We start from the raw sequence: 17412 nt of genomic DNA, 5'->3' as shown, positions 1-17412 counted from the left end.
CGACTTGATACGGCGGCACTAGTACGGGACTTGCCGCCGACCAGTATTCACCACATCACAGAATAATGTCGCGCACTACGCTGTCTTTGCGTTCCAGGTAATGGATCGACTTGATGCGGCGGCACTAGTACGGGACTTGCCGCCGACCAGTATTCACCACATCACAGAATAATGTCGCGCACTACGCTGTCTTTGCGTTCCAGGTAATGGATCGACTTGATACGGCGAATGGTGCGCGACTTGCCACGGATCAACAGGGTCTCGGTGGTCGCCATCACGCCATCACTGGTGATACCGTCCAGCAGATCACCCTTGGTGATGCCGGTGGCGGAGAAGATGACGTTGTCATTCTTCGCCATGTCTTCCAGCTTGAGCACCTTGTTCACATCGATACCCAGCGCTTCGCAGCGGGCAATTTCCTGCTCGCCCAGTGCACGCACTTCCGGGCTGTCGCCCTTGACGCGGTGACGCGGCACCAGACGGGCCTGCATGTCGCCATCCAGCGCGCGGATCACCGCCGCGGAGATCACCCCTTCCGGTGCGCCACCGATGCCATACAGCATGTCGACTTCGCTGTCCGGCAGACAGGTGAGGATGGAGGCAGCAACGTCACCATCAGGAATGGCGAACACCCGCACGCCCAGACCCTGCATCTCCTTGATCGCCTTGTCATGACGCGGCTTGGCCAGCGTAATGACGGTCAGACGGGAGAGCGGCTTGCCCAGCGCCTTGGCCACGGACTTGAGGTTCAGCTCGAGAGCCTGATTCAGGTCGATGGCGCCTTTGGCCTTGGGCCCGACGATCAGCTTTTCCATGTACATGTCAGGTGCCTTCAGGAAGGAACCCTTGTCGCCCACCGCCAGCACAGCCAGCGCGTTGGCCTGACCCATGGCGGTCATGCGGGTACCCTCGATGGGATCGACCGCGATATCCACCGCGTCGCCGTGTCCGGTACCGACCTTCTCACCGATATAGAGCATCGGCGCTTCATCAATTTCACCTTCGCCGATAACAATCTCACCATCGATCTCGATCTGGTTGAGAATGTGGCGCATGGCCGCTACGGCCGCACCATCAGCGATATTCTTGTCACCACGTCCGAGCCACTTGTAGCCAGCCAGTGCAGCCGCTTCCGTCACTCGGGAAAACTCGATTGCCAGTTCACGTCTCATCGCATATCCAACCTATGGAGCTCGAAAACGGGCGGCATTCTACCACAAGGGCAAACCTTTGCGCACAAAAGTAGCCGTTGCGAGCAAGAATGTAGCCAATTCATCCAATTGCAACCCAATTGCCATCGACTCTTCACCCAACTGTCACCCCGCTGTCATCCCCGCTGCCTAGCATGGCCCCGTCTTCAAAACAAAAGCTTGCAACACAAGGGATTAAGATGAAAAAGCTGACTGTAGTGGCACTGGCTCTGACCGCAGCCTTCCAGGCTCAAGCCGTTGAAGTGTATAAAAATGACACCTCCATGCTGGATCTCTATGGCCGTATCTACGCTGGCCACTTCTTCGGTGACAAGAAGGAACTGGATGCCAGCGGCAAACCGAAAAGCGAGTACAGCGACAAACAGGGTGCCAACCAGTTTGTCCGCTTCGGCGCCAAGGCCGAGACCCAGATCCAGAGCGGTCTGAAAGCATTGGCCCAGTACGAAGTGCAGATGTACATCAACGACAGCGAGAAGACCATCACCGAAAACTCCGACAACCTGCGTACCCGTCTGGCCTTTGCCGGTGTGGGCGCTGACTGGGGCACCGTGACCTTCGGTCGCCAGAAAGGGGCCCCGGGCTTCCTGGCCGACTGGACTGATGTCTCCCTCTCCGACGGCTACGGCAACGAAGCACTGGGCGCCAAGACTGACACCTTCGCCACCAACCGTGCCGGTTCCGTACTGAAATACTCCGGCCTGTTCAATGGCTTCCAGCTCGACACCAGCTACAAGTTCGACGGTGGTGACACCGAAGAGACCACCAGCAAGGATAGCGACGCGGCCTACGGTGCTGCCGTGGCCTACACCTTCCCGTTCAACCTGTCACTGGGTACCGCCTACAACGTCGGCCTGCGCGACAAGAGCGGTGAAGAAGATGCCAAGCTGTGGCTGATCTCCGCCAAATTCGACAACAAGGCCGCCTACGCCGCCCTGAGCTATGCCGATGGCAGCGACTTCCTGGCGACCGGTACCGATCACACCGGTTGGGAAGCCGCGCTGGGCTACAACTTCGAGAACGGCTTCGGTCTGATGGCCCTGTGGAACAAGCAGGAGCAGGACAAGGCTGGTATCAAGAAAGACAACGTGGACTACTACACCCTGGGTGCCCAGTACAAGTTCAACAAGAACCTGCGGGTGATTGGCGAGTACCGCATCAACAACCTGGACAGCAAGGAGAGCGGCAAGCTCAACGTCAAGGATGACTTCCAGCTGGCTGCCCGCTACGACTTCTAATCGAAGTTTTGCGGATACCCAAAGCGCGATGGCTTGCCATCGCGCTTTTTGCTGGGCGTCGCTCACGACCGGAGAAAGTGGCCTAGGCTCATCAGACAAGGGTCTGCACGGGAGGTGAAAAATGAGGGGTCAACTGCTTGTCACACTGCTGTTGTTGCTGTCCCTGCCGGCTCACGCCCTCTCTATCGCCATGGTGCTGTGGCGAGGCGAAACCGCGGCCGAAGCGGGCTTTCGGGCAGAGCTGACCAGACTTGGCTATCAGGCCACCATCACCACCTATAACGCCGATCAGGATCGCACGGCGCTGGCGACCATGCTGCGCCAGCAGATGCTGCCGAAACTGGCAGAGTACGACTACATCTACACCTTTGGCACCACCGCCACCACCATGACCAAGAGTCTGCTGGCCAACCGCAAGCCACTGATCTTCAACGTGGTCTCCGATCCGGTCGGGGCAGACATCCTCTCGGAAGAAAAGGCCCAGAACAGCATGGTGGCCGGGGTCAGCAACATGGTGCCGATGGCGCTGCAACTGGCCAACGCCAGCGAGCATCTGGCCACCAGCAAACGGCTGCTACTGCCCTTCAACCCGCGGGAGCAGAACACCCTGCTGGTGGCCGATATGTTGCTCAACGAGGCGAAACGCTATCAGTGGCAGATGGTCACCTGGCGAATGGCCCCTGACCCACGGCGGCTGGATAACGAACTTAAGCGGCTGCAACAGGATGCCAAAAACGACATCGTCTTTCTGGCCGCAGACAGCTATCTGCTCTCCATCGCCCCCCGTTTGCTGAATGCACTGAACGAAGCCGCCATCCCTACCATCTGCAGTGCCGAACTGTTCGTCGAGCACGGCTGTAGCGTTGGCACCATCAGCAGCTACGAGGCGCTGGGCAAGATGGCCGCCGGGATCATCCATCGCCACCAGCAGGGAACACAGCTGCAGGATATACCGCTGCAGACCGACCCTCATCCCAAGCTGGTGCTGGGACAACTGGGCAACGCCACCACGCAGGAGGCGAGCCCCGAAAAGCCGAAGCCTTGATACAGATCTCGGCCAATCAGGCTCCGGGCGGGTATGCTGTTGGCTCCCATCGCCCGAGAGCCCGCCCCCATGAGCACCACCGTCTTTTTTGCCGTTCTGCTGGCCGCCCTGCTTCACGCCAGCTGGAATGCGCTGGTCAAAATAGGCGAAGAGCGGCTGGTGGGCGTGTCGCTGGTGGCGATCTTCTCCGGGCTTATCGCCACCGTGGCACTGCTGCCCATGGGGCTTCCCTCCGCAGCCGAGCTGCCCTGGCTCGGCCTCTCGATCCTGCTCCATACCGGTTACTGCCTGTTTCTCAGTCATGCCTACAATCAGGGCGATTTTGGCCAGATCTATCCGCTGGCCCGTGGCAGTGCCCCGCTGCTTGCCATGGTGTTAAGTGCCATGCTGCTGGGGGACTACCCCGGCTACGGCGGCATCATCGGCGCCTGCGTGCTGATCATGGGGGTCTTGCTGATGGCCTGGCGAGGCGGGCAACAGCGCCTTGGCAGCAAAGCGGTTCGGGCGGCACTGATCACTGCCATGTTCACGGCGACCTATACCCTCTCGGATGGGGCCGGCGCGCGCGCAGGGGGTGAACCGGTACGCTACACACTCTGGCTCTTTGCCTGTACCGGTCTGGCGATGCTGCTGGTGCTGATCGTCCACCAGAAACGCAACGCGTGGCGCCAGATCCGCCGCCATGCGCTGTCAGGCATGGCAGGAGGCGCCATGTCACTGCTCGCCTACGGGATTGTCATCTGGGCCATGACCCAAGCCCCCATTGGTGTGGTCGCGGCGCTGCGTGAAAGCAGTGTGCTGTTTGCCATGCTGCTCTCGGTCTGGTTGCTGAAAGAGCCGCTCGGGCGCGTGCGACTGACAGCAGCGGCCATCATCACTGGCGGCGTGCTGCTGACCCGTCTGGGAGGATGAAACCTGTCGCCATTGGCGCGGGTCTATCTGGCAGGATGGTTTAATTCACTCCGCTAATTATTCCGTACCCGAATAATGGAAATAAGTGTCGGCCCGGGCGTAAATGTTTACATCCGCAACGTATCAATTAACTGGCAGCTCTGTTTATTTTATCAGCGGCTTCATTCGGGGAGCTTACCTGCTGAACAGCATTAATGATAAAATCGTTCACAGTTAATTTTCGGCAACGCAGACCAATACCGCTCGTGGCTAAGGCCATGCAGCTCCGCCCATACATTCATTGACCGCCTGACGGGTAAGCCAGCCCGGTCAGCGCTGACCCGATCGTGCCAGCCACAACAGGATGACATGGCGCGATAGCGTTATTAATTGGCCCGGTTTCGTCTGTTTAATTTTTGATTACTTTAAATCCAGCACCATCAGGGAGTTTTAAATATGTCAGCAAAAAAGCTGAAGTTGGGTGCCTTTATATTGATGATATTAACATCGGTATTTGGCGTCACTAATATCGGGATCGGCTTCTATCGAATGGGATATGCCGCCATTCCGATGTTCGTGATCGGCGGTCTGTTCTTCTTCATTCCGTTCATCCTCATGATGATCGAGTTTGGCACCGGCTTTCGCAAGGAGGCGGGCGGCATCTTTACCTGGATGCGCCACTCGGTCTCGACCCGGTTCGCCTTTATCGGTCTGACCATGTGGTTCGCCTCCTACGTCATCTGGATGTTTGGCAAGGCGCTCTCCATGTGGGTGCCGCTCTCCTTCATGCTGTTTGGCCGCGACATCACCGTCATCCCGGTCACGCTGGGCACCGGCATCGACTTTGGCCCCTTTATTCTGGGGGTGGTCGCCATCGCGCTGGTTGCCACCGTCACCAAGCTCATCACCTTTGGTAGCGCCCGTTTCGCCAAGGTGGCGGCCATCGGCGGTCTCTCCGTGGTGGCGCTCAACGTGTTGCTGCTGGTCGGTGGCGTCTTCACCTTCGCGGTGAGCGGCATGACCCTGCAGGAGCCCCTCACCCAGGCATCACTGGCAGCCTCTCCCAATGCCGCGTTCAACGACATCATTCCCTTTCTCGGCTTCATGGTATTCGCCATCTTCGCCTACGGCGGGGTCGAGGCGATGGCCGGGGTGGCTGACGAGCTGGAAGATCCCGAGCGCGACCTCAAGCGTGGCATCTTCCTCTCCGGCGCCTTCATCGTGCTCTGCTACATCATCGGTTTTCTGGCGGTCGGCTCCATCATGCGCTGGAGCGACTTCCCGGCCGAGGGGATCACCTCACTCTCCGCCCTCTTCATCATCATGCTGGAGCTGGGGCGCCATCTCGGTGGCGAGTGGTTGGGGCAGGTGTTCATGCGCTTTGCCGGGCTGGGCATGTTCCTGAGCTACCTCGGCGCCTTTATTGCCCTCTCCTACGCGCCGCTGCGCCAGTTCATCACCGGCACCCCGAGCTACTTCTGGCCGGAGCGCTTCCAGCGCGAGAACGAGAATGGCGTGCGGATTGAAGCGCTCAAGGTGCAAGCCTGGGTGGTCTGTCTGTTCATTGCCGCCAAGTCCATCTTTACCCTGATCAACCCGGAAGGGGCCGCCGCCCTCTACGAGCTGATCATCACCATGACCAACGTCGGCATGACCCTGCCCTACATGTTCCTCATCTACGCCTGGTATCGCTATCGCAACAACCCGGCGCTGGGCAAAGATCTGATCTTCTTCAAGAGCGCGGGTTCCGTGCTGCTGGCCACCATCATCAGCCTGATCCTGGTCGCCTTCGGCAACGTCTTTACCGTGGTGGCCCCCTTTATCTCCGGCGATATCTCCACCGGCGTCTGGACCATCATTGGTCCGCTGCTGTTCGTGGTGATCGCCATGCGCTTCAGGATCAAGCAGGAAGATGCCCACTAAACGGTGAGCAATGACTCATGCCAATCGGGACCACTCTGGTCCCGATTTTTCCTACTCCGCGATGCCCATGCCCCGGCAAACCCCCGCCATGATGTCCTGCCGGCAGCCCCCATAAATAGACTCCAGAGAGGCCATTTTCACTCGAGTTTCGCTGCCAGAGCCTCTTTAACGCCGCAAATTATCAATATCAAGGTGAGAATGATTGTGAAGCGCCAGTTCACGACATATAACTTAGCCAGATATCCCTGTATTTCGTCCGGTAGAGCTGATCATGATGATGCGTTCCCTCCTTCCCCTGTTGCTTGGCGCAGTCATGCTGCCGGCCACTATGGACAGTGCCCATGCCAACCCCTTTTCCGCCAGCAGCAAGAGCAGCAGCGGCTTTCTCGAGCGGCGGGATGTGCCCAACCTCAGCTCGGCCGCCTTCGTGGTGGCCAACCACAGAACCGGCGAGGTGATCTCCGAGCGCAACGGCAACCGGGTGATGCCCATCGCCTCGCTCACCAAGCTGATGACGGCGCTGGTGGTGCTGGATGCCAACCTGCGGCTCAACGAAATGCTCACCGTGACCAATGCCGACATCGACCGCATCAAGGGGACCGGCTCGCGCCTGGCCATCGGCTCCAAACTCAGCCGCGCCGAGATGCTCCATATCGCCCTGATGTCCTCTGAAAACCGCGCCGCCTCGGCGCTGGCTCGCCACTATCCCGGTGGCCAGCGCGCCTTCGTCGAGGCGATGAATGCCAAGGCCCGCATGCTGGGGATGTGGAATACCCGCTATGCCGACAGCACCGGGCTCAACCCGCGCAATGTCTCCACCGCGCAGGATCTCGCCAAGCTCGCTGCCGCTGCCGCCTCCTATCCGTTGATCCGCCAGTACTCCACCGACCAGCAGAGCTATGTGCGCACCAACAAGCGCCAGCTGCACTACCTCAACTCCAACCGGCTGATCCGCGAGGGGCAGTGGGAGTTCACCCTCTCCAAGACCGGCTATATCCGCGAAGCGGGCCGCTGTCTGGTGCTGGGCACCAAGGTTAATCACGAACCGGTGATCATGGTGCTGCTCAATGCTGAAACTACCAACGATCGGGTCGCCGATGCCAAGCGGATCAAAACCTGGCTGGAGAGCTCGGGCAGAACCACCCTGGCCGCCAACCAGAGCAGCATGATGACCCACCAGTAAGCCCGAATCCGCCCTGTCGAAGCGAGGCGCCCGCCTCGCTTTTTTTATTTGCGTGGCTGTGACAAAAAAACGGGAGCCAGCTCCCGTTACAGGTAACACCTCCCGCCATCCCGTTACAAAACGTAACCACTCAACAACGTGACTCACACGAATAAAATCAATTGGTTGCAAGTTGACGGTGCGGGTTTTAGCGTGCCGTCACAACCCCTGTAACGACGAGCTACCATGCGTATTTCCAGTATCGAGTGCGGGCGGGTGCTGGCCATTCTGGCCGTGATGACCATTCACGTCTCCCCCTTTGCCAACCCGTTCAACCCCGCCCTGTGGGGAGGCGAATCCTGGCTCTGGCTGAGCAGCACCATCAACCAGCTATGCCGCTTTGCCGTACCGCTGTTTTTCCTCTGTGCCGGTTACTTTCTGCAGCCGAGGCTGACTCGCGAGGCGCCGTTGACCGTGGCCTGGCGCTACTGCAGCCCCTTGTTGCAGCTCTGGCTGGTATGGAGTCTGGTCTACCTGCTGGTGCCGTTCAATCCGCTGGATGCCGTGCAGCAGGGCTATCTGGCCTCCCTGCGCGGGCAGTGGCAATTCCAGCTCGCCGACCCCCTCAACAGCTGGCTGGTGGGCGGCATGATCCACCTCTGGTTCCTGCCAGCCCTGATCATGGCGGTGACTCTGCTGGCGCTCTGTTACCGGCTTGGCAGGCCAGTGCTTGCCCTCTGGCTGGGTCTTGGCCTCTACCTGCTGGCGCTGCTGGGGGGCTCCTATGCCAAACCGCTGCTGGGCGCCGAGTGGCCACTGCTCACCCGTAACGGCCCCTTCTTCTCCCTGCTGTTTGTCGCGCTGGGGGCCCTGCTGCGCCAGCGTCAGTGGCAGCCGGATGCCCGCACCGGCTGGCAACTGCTGCTGGGGGGGGTGGCGCTCTATGGATGTGAAGCTTGGGCGCTGCTGCACTTCGCCGCAGTGCCGCTTACCCGCCACGACTTCCTGCTCGGTTCCCTTCCCTGGGCTCTCGGTCTGTTTGGCCTGCTGCTGGCCAACCCCGAGTGGGGCAAAGGCAGCTGGCTGGAACGCCAGGCACCCAAAGTGCTCGGGATCTACTGCCTGCACATGATGCTGGTGGTCTGGCTCTTCATGTTCGGCCCGCAGGGTGCATCCATCCTGTGGGAGATTGCCAAGGTGCCGCTGCTGCTGGGAGCGTCTCTGCTGGCCTATCGCCTGCTGGCGGCCCTGCCCCTTACTCGCCGACTGCTGCGCACCCACTGAGTCCGAGATCCGGCCCGTCCTATCGGGCCGGATAGCTCTTCACGTTTCGTCTCTTTCTCTTCCGCTTCGCCCTTTTGCTCTCACTTCGTTTTCTCTGTTTGCTGTTTGCTGTTTGCTGCAGAGAATCTGCGTTTCAGCCTCGCTCTCCCAACCGCAACAAACCACCGCCACAGATACCACCATTTTCACCTTGCCAGATAAATGAAAATCAATATCATTGGCATCCCGCTTCGGTGGGTCAGGCTAATTATAATTAAATCAATATGTTCGAGCCGTCAGGTCGACATCCAAAGAGTCAATATTGAATATGCAGCACCCTCACTTTCGCAGAACGCTGGTCTCGCTGGCACTGCTGGGCACCGGCTTCACTGCCCAGGCCGCCGATGAAACCATGACTGTGGTTGGCAAACGCTCCCAACATCAGGAAGTCGCCACCGCTACCCGTACCAATACGCCAGCCAAGCTGGTTCCCCAGACCATCGACAGCGTCAAGGTCAGCGAGCTGACCGCCTTCGGCCAACCGACGCTGAGTGAAGCCCTGAGCGGCATTCCAGGGGTCAACGCCAGCGGTGACACCCGCTTCGACGGGGTCAATATCCGCGGCTTCAGCGCCAGCAACGACTTCTATCTCGACGGATTCCGCGACGACATGCAGTACACCCGGGATCTCGGCAACATCGAGCGGGTGGAAGTGCTCAAGGGCCCGGCAGCCGTGCTCTACGGCCGCGGCAGCACGGGGGGCATCGTCAACCGGGTCAGCAAGAAGCCACAGAAAGGACAGGAGTCCAGCGTCACCGCCCGGGTCGGCAGCTTTGACAGCCAGCGGCTGACCGCCGACCTCAATGGCGAGGCGAGTGAGCAGGTGCAACTGCGCCTCAACATGGCGCAAGAGGACAAAGATAGCTTCCGCAACGGCGTGAAGAGCAAGCGCACCCTGCTGGCCCCCTCCGCCAACTGGGAGATCAGCGACAACCTCAACTGGCTGGTGCAGTACGAGCGCAACGAACATGACCGCACCCCGGATCGCGGCATTCCCGGGGTCAATGGTCGTCCAGCCGATGTGCCGCGGGAGTATGTCTACAGCGACACCAGCCGCGATTTCATCGATGACGTGGCGCAATCCACCCGCTCCCGCCTCTCCTGGGATATCAACGATCAGTGGCAGCTGCGCCAGCAGCTCGGTTACTCCACCCTCGACAGCCAGTTTGACAACACCTATGTCACCAGCGTCAAAGGGGATCAGGTGACCCGCTCCCGCTGGCAGCAGGATCTGAAAGCGAAGAACCTGATTAGCAACACCGAGGCAGAAGGTCTGTTCCAGACCGGCCCGGTGGAACATCGCCTGCTGGTCGGCTTCGAGCAGAACTGGCAGGAGCGCACACCCAAGCTCTACCAGAACGCCACCGCCATCCCGTCTGGCAACCTCTACGACCCGGGCTCGCTGCCCACCTACAATGGCGCCATGAAGCTCTCCAGCGACGCCAAACACAAGGTGCGCGGCAATGGCCTCTATCTGCAGGATCAGCTCAGCCTGGGTGACTGGCATCTGGTGGGCGGGCTGCGCCGTGACGACTTCACCGTCACCAGTCGCCGCTACGACCTCAACAAGGAGGAGAGCGTCTCGGTCAACAGCCTGAGCCCGCGCCTCGGTCTGGTGTGGAATCCCCTCGAGGATCACGCCTTCTACACCTCCTACAGCAAGACCTTCACCCCGGTGGGCGGCGAGCTGATCGGCATCACCCCGGGCGACAAGAATAACGGGCTGGAACCCCAGCACACCCGCCTCTACGAAGGAGGTGTGAAGAGTGACTGGCTGAATGGCAAGCTGGCGACCACCCTCTCCCTCTATCGACTGGAGATGTACAACAAGCGCACCAAGGATCCGCTGGATCCCACCAAGGTGATCCTCACCGGCCTGCAGCGCACCGAGGGTGTCGAGCTGAGCGCCCGCGCCGAGCTGACCGACGAGCTCTACCTGCGTGGCGGCTTCGCCATTCAGGATGCGGAACAGGTCAAGGCGGATGCGGATCTGCAGGGCAAGCGCCCGATGAACGTCTCCCGCCAGAATGGCCAGTTCTATCTCGGCTACCAGAGTGGTGAGCAGGGCTGGTTCGGTGAAACCGGCGTAACGGCGGTGGGCGATCGCTTCGCCGACAACGCCAACACCACCACACTGCCCGGTTACGCCCGCTTCGATGCGCGCGCCGGTTATCGCTGGCAGCAGTGGGAAGCCCAGTTGAGCGCCGAGAACCTGACCGATCACGAGTACTTCGTCAGCGCCACCAGTGCCACCCAGATCATGCCGGGCACACCCCGTCAGCTGAGTCTGACTGGCACCTACCGCTTCTGATCCCAGTGACAACCACCCCGACTGGCCAGCCCTTGCTGGCCAGTTTTTTATGAAGCAACCACGATGAAACGCAGAAGAGTTCCCCTTCACAACAACAAATGGGTACGCCGCCTCCATGCCTGGGCCGGTTTTTTTACCCTCGCCCTGATGCTGATGTACGGCATCACCGGCCTCTGGCTGCAACACCGCGCCGTGTTGCCCATCCCCGGCCCCCACACCGACAAATCGAGTGAAGAGATAGTGCTGGAGGCGCCGCTCGCCAGCCCGGATCAGCTGACAAGCCTGCTGCAACAGCGTTATCCCGAGACCTTTGCCGACGGGCGAACCATGATCACCCCGGCCCAGACCCTGCCCACCCCGAACGGCCCGCTCATCCTGCCCGCCAAGTGGGAGATGCGCGGCGTCACCCTCAGCCAGAGCGTGGCCGCCAGCTATGTTGAGGGTACCCTGCTGGTACGTACCGACCTGCAGCAAGCCAACTTTGCCGCCAGCCTCAACCGGCTGCACCGCAGCATGGGCACCGGCCTCGGCTGGCAGCTGTTTGGCGATATCGCCGCCCTGGCCCTGCTGCTGCTCGCCCTCACCAGCCTGTTTATGTGGACCAAGCTGCACGGCACACCCAGAGCCATCATAGCGCTGACGCTCACAGGCACCCTCGGTACCCTGCTGTTTGCCCTGCTGGGATAACGCAGCAACTATGATCTGATGCAGCAAGGTTTGGAAAGAAAACCGCAATAGAAACAAGCCGCTGGCGGTGATGCCGGCGGCCACATCAAGAAAAGGAAATAACGGAGAGCGGGAAAAGAGAAGGGATACCAATAGGTAACGGGAAGTACTGTCTGCTCAACAGTAACGCCCCAAAAGCGCAGAAACACCAAAAAACAAAAGGCCATCATTGCTGATGGCCTTTTGTCATGAATTTGATGGTGCCCGGGGTCGGACTCGAACCGACACGGTTATTCACCGGCGGATTTTGAATCCGCTGCGTCTACCGATTTCGCCACCCGGGCAACTGCGAGGGATTATACGAATGGCGCGATGCCATGCAAGGTGTTTTTCGATTGAACACTCCCGTTTGTTCATTTATTCAACGCCTTGCCGATGCGGGGCCAGTTACATAGAATGCCGCCATCATCTTAATGGAATAAAAACGATGGCCAAGCCTAAAAAAGTCCAACAAAAATCCCCCTCTCCCGCCACTCAGCCATACCCGTCAGCGGGTCTGCTGCGTCGCCTCGGCGCCCTCATCTATGATGCGCTGGTGGTGACTTCGCTGCTGATCATCGCCGGCTTTATCGGCATGGGTGTCGCCAAGCTGTTGCTGGTCACCGGCATGGCCAGCGTACCGGCGGGTGAAGATACCGTCTGGTTGCTGACCCGCCACCACCTGAGCCTGATCTACACCCTGTGGCTCGCCTTCGTCATCTGTGGTTTCTACACCTGGTTCTGGACCCGTGCTGGCCAGACCGTCGGCATGCGCGCCTGGCGGCTGCGCATTCAGAACGAGGATGGCAGCCACATCCGCGTTACCCAGGCGTTGATCCGTCTCGCCACCGCCGCCTTTGGTCTGGGCAACCTGATGTGCCTGTTCAACCGCCAGCGTCCGCGGGCGTTTCAGGATATCTGGGCCGAGTGCGAAGTGATTGTGCTGAGCAAACAGGAAAATCTGGAATTGCTGAACAAGTAATACCGGTTTAATGCAGCAACGAAAGAGGGCACCAACCGGTGCCCTCTTTGCATTCCTTCATAGCCTAATGCGGATTACTGCTTGCGGCTAAGGATATAGAAGGAGATGCCACCAAACAGCAGGCTGGGCGCGATAGCCGCCAGAATCGGCGGTACCGCATAGACCAGACTGATGGGGCCAAACACCCGATCACTCACATAGACGGCAAAGCCGGTCATGATCCCCATCAGCATCCGTGCCCCCATGCTCACCGAGCGTAGCGGGCCGAAGATGAAGGAGGAGGCCAGCAGGATCATCGCCACCACCGAGAGCGGTGACAGCAGTTTGCGCCACATCTCCAGCTTGTAGCGACCGGCATCCTGCTTGTTGGCATCGAGATAGCCGATGTAATCGAGCAGACCGGAGACCGAGAGGTTCTCGGGGTCGATACTCACCACCCCCAGCTGTTTGGGCGTCAACTCCGAGCTCCACTCCATCTTGTCATGCTGCTCGCTGCGGATCTGCGCGGGATCGTCGAAGCGGGTAACCTGGGTCTGCTTGAGCAGCCAGTGGTGGCGCTCGAACACACCCTCCTGCGCCTGCACCACGTCGATCAGCTTGCGCTCGGGGGTGAAGCGATAGAGGGTGATGCCGGTGAGGGCGCCATCGTTACGCACCCCGTTGATATTGACGAAGTTGTTGCCATCGCGAGCCCACACCCCGTAGGCGGAAACCGTCAGACGACCTTCGGAGAGCGCGCCCGCCTTGATGTCATCTGCCATCCGCTTGGCGATGGGGGCCACATATTCCCCCATCAACCCCACCATGATCATCAGCGGGATCGCCGTCTTGAGCGCCGCCATCACGATACTGATCTTGGAGCGACCAGCCGCCTGCATCACCACCAGCTCGGAGCTGGTCGCCAGCTGACCCAGACCAATCAGGCCACCCAGCAGCGCGGCCAGCGGGAAGAAGAGCACCGCCTCCTTGGGCATGGAGAGCAGCACATAGTAGAGGGCGTTGATCATGTCGTAGTTGCCATCACCGACTGACTTGAGCTGCTCTACATACTTGATGAGCGCCGCCAGACCAACGAGCGTGATTTCACACAGCAGGATCGACATAAAGATGACCCGACCGATATACCTATCGAGAATGCCAAACATCAGCAGAAGTTCCTATGTTGCAGCATCATGCTGATTTTCTGTTGAAATAGCGCCCTTTCACCCCGTTCCACCAGCTGGTGCCCTGCAGATTGAGGGGCAGGCCGATAAACAGCAGGTAACCGAGCGGCACCAGGAACATCCCCGGCCAGTAGGGTAGCCGACCGCTGTCGATGGCCGAACGGGCGGCGCTGAGCAGCAGGAAGTAGGAGAGATAGAGCATGATGGCCGGCAGCAGCTTGGCGTAGCGCCCCTGACGGGGATTGACCCGCGCCAGCGGTACCACCAGCAGGGTCAGCACCGGAATGGAGAGGGGCAGCGAGATACGCCACTGCAATTCCGCCATCATGGCGTTGTCCTGGGTACCGAACAGTTCCATGGTCGGCTTGGCCGCTGCCTTGCGGTTGGAACGCTCCATCTCTTGCTGGCGGATCACCAGACCATATTCGCGAAAATCGGAGATCTGGAACTGCTTGCCGGAGAAGTTCCCCTCGTAGCGGGAGCCATCCATCAGGGTCAGCCACTGCAGGCCGTTCTCATCGACCGTCACCACCCCTTCGCTCGCCACCACCACCGAGGGAGGATTATTCCCCTCCGCCCGCTGCAACACGAAGATCTTTTGCAGTTTTGAGCCGTTGTCGTTCAAATCCTGGATATAGGCAACCAGGCGCCCTTTATCGAGCTCCATAAAGCGGCCCGCCTGCAGGAAGGAGATACCCGGATCCGACTTGAACTCGTCGATCACCTGATACTCGCGCTCCTTGGCCTGCGGGGCGATCCAGCCGGTGTTGAACGCCGCGACCACCGCCGTCAGCAAGGCCAGCAACATGGCGCTGCGCATCACGAAACGGTGGCTGAAGCCGACCGCATGCATCACCGTCATCTCGCTTTCGGCGTAGAGGCGACCATGGGCAAATAAAATGGCTAAAAAGAGACTGATAGGCAGCATCAACAACGCCATATTGGGCAAGTTGAGCAGCAGCAGGGTGGAGACCAGACGTGTCGGCACCTCGCCATCGGCGGCGTCACCGATGATCTTGATAAATTGTTGGCTGACAAAGATAAGCAGCAATACGAATAACACTGCCAGCTGGGTTTTCAGGGTTTCCCTGAACAAATATCGGAAAACGATCACAGTCATTCCCAAGTAAACTTGTGTTTTTAGTCGAATGCCTGAAAAATAGGGCCGTATATTGGATTTTTACCAGTTTGAACTGCGGAGCCTGTGGCTGTTCGCTCCGCCTCTGATACCCCAACAAGCACCGCATTATTCAATAAAAGGTGCCTTTTGTCTTTAGGATGTAGGAGATTCCATGGAGTTCAGTGTAAAGAGTGGCAGTCCAGAGAAGCAACGTAGCGCCTGCGTCGTAGTCGGCGTATTTGAGCCTCGTCGCCTCTCTCCGGTTGCCGAACAACTGGACAAGATCAGCGATGGCTATATCAGTTCGCTGCTGCGCCGTGGCGACCTGGAAGGGAAACCAGGCCAGATGCTGCTGCTGCATCAAGTACCGGGCGTGCTCAGCGAGCGCGTACTGCTGGTCGGATGCGGCAAGGAGCGGGAACTCGACGAACGCCAGTACAAGCAGATCATCAACAAGACCATCACCACCCTGAACGAAACCGGCTCCATGGAAGCGGTCTGCTTCCTGACCGAGCTGCACGTCAAGGGTCGGGATACCTATTGGAAGGTGCGCCAGGCGGTAGAAACCACCAAGGCGGGCCTCTACAGCTTTGATCAGTTCAAGACCAACAAGGCCGAACCACGTCGCCCGCTGCGCAAGCTGGTGTTCAACGTGCCGACGCGTCGGGAACTGACCATTGGTGAAAAAGCCATCGCTCACGGTCTGGCCGTGGCCAAGGGTGTGCGGGTCTGCCGCGACGTGGCGAACATGCCGCCCAACGTCTGCAACCCGGCCTATCTCGCCTCCCAGGCCCGTCGTCTGGCCGACGCCTTCGACAACATCACCACCAAGGTGGTGGGCGAGCAGGAGATGGCCGAACTCGGCATGAACTCCTATCTGGCCGTGGCTCGCGGCTCCGACAACGAAGCCATGATGGCCATCATCGAATACAAGGGTCATCCGGATGCCAAGCCCATCGTGCTGGTCGGCAAGGGTCTGACCTTTGACTCCGGCGGCATCTCCATCAAGCCGGCCGACGGCATGGACGAGATGAAGTACGACATGGGCGGCGCTGCCTCCGTGCTCGGTACCATGCATGCGCTGGCCCAGCTGCAACTGCCGATCAACGTCATCGGCGTGCTGGCAGGCTGCGAGAATATGCCGGGTGGCAACGCCTATCGCCCGGGTGACATCCTCACCTCCATGTCCGGCCAGACCATCGAAGTGCTCAACACCGATGCGGAAGGTCGTCTGGTGCTGTGTGATGCACTGACCTATGTGGACCGCTTCGATCCGGAAACCGTGATCGACGTGGCGACCCTGACCGGTGCCTGCGTCATCGCGCTGGGCCACCACACCTCGGGTCTGCTGGCCAACCACAACCCGCTGGCCCACGAGCTGCTCAACGCCTCCGAGCAGGCGGGTGATCGCGCTTGGCGTCTGCCGCTGTTTGACGAGTATCAGGAGCAGATCGACAGCCCGTTCGCCGACATGGCCAACATCGGCGGTCGTCCGGCCGGCACCATCACCGCGGCGGCCTTCCTGTCACGCTTCACCAAGAAGTACAACTGGGCACACCTGGATATCGCCGGGACTGCCTGGAAGAGTGGCAAGGACAAAGGCTCTACCGGTCGTCCGGTACCCCTGCTGACCCAGTTCCTGCTGAACCGGGCTGGCGTGGATATCGAAGAGAAAGAGTAACTCTCCGGCCCCTGCCGATGGCTGCATCGGAAGGGTTGGCGTTACCCTGAACCACAAGGAAGAGGCCCGCCTCTTCCTTGTTTCATTCTTGAATCAGTGAGCTGCGGACGGGAAACGCCCCGTCAGCCTCATGAGGCGGTCAATAGTCCGTCACCGCAAAACGGGATCAACCTGATGAGCCAAGTGACCTTTTACCTGATGAGCGAACAGGATGACGCGCAGGCTTCTGCGGTCGAGCGACTGGCCTGCACTCTTGCGGCCGAGTCGTGGGGCGCGGGCCATATCTACCTGTTTTGCGACGATGAGGCGCAGGCCCTGCGCCTCGACGAGCTGTTGTGGCAACTGCCGCCGGAGCGCTTCGTGCCGCACCAGCTGCAAGGGGAGAGCGGCATGGCCCCGGTGGAGATCGGCTATCAGCCGCCGAAACGGCGCTACGCCCGCCTCATCAATCTGGCCACTGCGACACCTTTGTTTGCAGGACACTTCGCTCAAGTGGTAGATTTTGTCCCCACTGATGAAACACAAAAGCAGCAAGCCCGCGAGCGCTACAAGCACTATCGCCAGGCAGGCCATACCCTCGAAATGAGGGATCAGCCCGTCCTTGCCGCACCGGATCCGGCGCAGCCCTGACTGCAACCAATTGATCCATAAAGAATCAAC

Annotated in this window: 14 protein-coding genes and 1 tRNA gene; 11 read left to right on the top strand and 4 right to left on the bottom strand. The window is 59.7% G+C overall.

Annotated elements, in window-relative coordinates; translation table 11 throughout:
- Window positions 1-161 precede the first annotated feature (161 nt).
- Window positions 162-1172, bottom strand: coding sequence for a class II fructose-bisphosphatase (gene glpX, locus OKC40_RS04235; RefSeq protein WP_042061575.1), 1011 nt, complete (start codon window positions 1170-1172; stop codon window positions 162-164).
- Between the two features lie 218 nt (window positions 1173-1390).
- Between glpX and OKC40_RS04230 the strand changes: the two genes are divergently transcribed.
- The 8 genes from OKC40_RS04230 (at window position 1391) to OKC40_RS04195 (ending at window position 11788) form a co-directional block, all read left to right on the top strand.
- Window positions 1391-2446: a porin gene (locus OKC40_RS04230; protein WP_234662667.1), complete on the top strand. Its 1056-nt coding sequence runs from the start codon at window positions 1391-1393 to the stop codon at window positions 2444-2446.
- 121 nt (window positions 2447-2567) lie between these two features.
- Window positions 2568-3491: an ABC transporter substrate-binding protein gene (locus OKC40_RS04225; RefSeq protein WP_270794226.1), complete on the top strand. Its 924-nt coding sequence runs from the start codon at window positions 2568-2570 to the stop codon at window positions 3489-3491.
- A gap of 33 nt (window positions 3492-3524) precedes the next feature.
- Entirely contained in the window at window positions 3525-4403 is an 879-nt protein-coding gene (locus OKC40_RS04220) for a DMT family transporter (RefSeq protein WP_333563260.1), read from the top strand.
- 435 nt (window positions 4404-4838) lie between these two features.
- Window positions 4839-6305, top strand: coding sequence for a glutamate/gamma-aminobutyrate family transporter YjeM (gene yjeM, locus OKC40_RS04215; protein ID WP_270794223.1), 1467 nt, complete (start codon window positions 4839-4841; stop codon window positions 6303-6305).
- Between the two features lie 271 nt (window positions 6306-6576).
- Window positions 6577-7488, top strand: a complete 912-nt coding sequence (pbpG, locus tag OKC40_RS04210; protein WP_042061586.1) for a D-alanyl-D-alanine endopeptidase — start codon at window positions 6577-6579, stop codon at window positions 7486-7488.
- Window positions 7489-7713: 225 nt separating this feature from the next.
- Window positions 7714-8751, top strand: a complete 1038-nt coding sequence (locus OKC40_RS04205) for an acyltransferase (protein WP_270794221.1) — start codon at window positions 7714-7716, stop codon at window positions 8749-8751.
- A gap of 307 nt (window positions 8752-9058) precedes the next feature.
- Window positions 9059-11101 carry a TonB-dependent receptor gene (locus OKC40_RS04200; protein ID WP_270794219.1) on the top strand — a complete coding sequence of 681 codons (2043 nt, stop codon included), beginning with the start codon at window positions 9059-9061 and terminating at the stop codon, window positions 11099-11101.
- A 21-nt stretch (window positions 11102-11122) separates the two neighbouring features.
- Complete coding sequence (locus tag OKC40_RS04195; RefSeq protein WP_333563262.1) at window positions 11123-11788, top strand: PepSY-associated TM helix domain-containing protein; 666 nt, start codon at window positions 11123-11125, stop codon at window positions 11786-11788.
- Window positions 11789-12025: 237 nt separating this feature from the next.
- Here OKC40_RS04195 and OKC40_RS04190 read toward each other — a convergent pair.
- Window positions 12026-12111 (bottom strand) — tRNA-Leu (locus tag OKC40_RS04190).
- Between the two features lie 143 nt (window positions 12112-12254).
- On the opposite strand from OKC40_RS04190, the gene OKC40_RS04185 reads away from it, so the two are divergent.
- Window positions 12255-12788 (top strand): RDD family protein, encoded by a 534-nt coding sequence (locus OKC40_RS04185; protein WP_005336420.1) that lies wholly within the window; start codon window positions 12255-12257, stop codon window positions 12786-12788.
- 74 nt (window positions 12789-12862) lie between these two features.
- Here the strand turns inward: OKC40_RS04185 and lptG are convergent, their stop codons facing one another.
- Window positions 12863-13933 (bottom strand): LPS export ABC transporter permease LptG, encoded by a 1071-nt coding sequence (gene lptG / locus OKC40_RS04180; RefSeq protein WP_021231808.1) that lies wholly within the window; start codon window positions 13931-13933, stop codon window positions 12863-12865.
- Window positions 13934-13958: 25 nt separating this feature from the next.
- A complete protein-coding gene (gene lptF, locus OKC40_RS04175; RefSeq protein WP_075115806.1) occupies window positions 13959-15071 on the bottom strand; it encodes an LPS export ABC transporter permease LptF in 1113 nt (370 codons plus the stop codon).
- A gap of 172 nt (window positions 15072-15243) precedes the next feature.
- Between lptF and pepA the strand changes: the two genes are divergently transcribed.
- Both pepA and OKC40_RS04165 read left to right on the top strand, forming a co-directional pair.
- On the top strand, window positions 15244-16752 hold the full coding sequence (gene pepA, locus OKC40_RS04170) for a leucyl aminopeptidase (protein WP_033138248.1): 1509 nt from the start codon (window positions 15244-15246) through the stop codon (window positions 16750-16752).
- 174 nt (window positions 16753-16926) lie between these two features.
- Window positions 16927-17382, top strand: a complete 456-nt coding sequence (locus OKC40_RS04165; protein WP_005336425.1) for a DNA polymerase III subunit chi — start codon at window positions 16927-16929, stop codon at window positions 17380-17382.
- Window positions 17383-17412: the final 30 nt, after the last annotated feature.

Source organism: Aeromonas sp. QDB11, from assembly GCF_027705265.1.
GTDB lineage: Bacteria > Pseudomonadota > Gammaproteobacteria > Enterobacterales > Aeromonadaceae > Aeromonas > Aeromonas allosaccharophila.
Note: the sequence above shows the minus strand (reverse complement) of the source record. Positions and strands in the feature narration are given on the sequence as shown.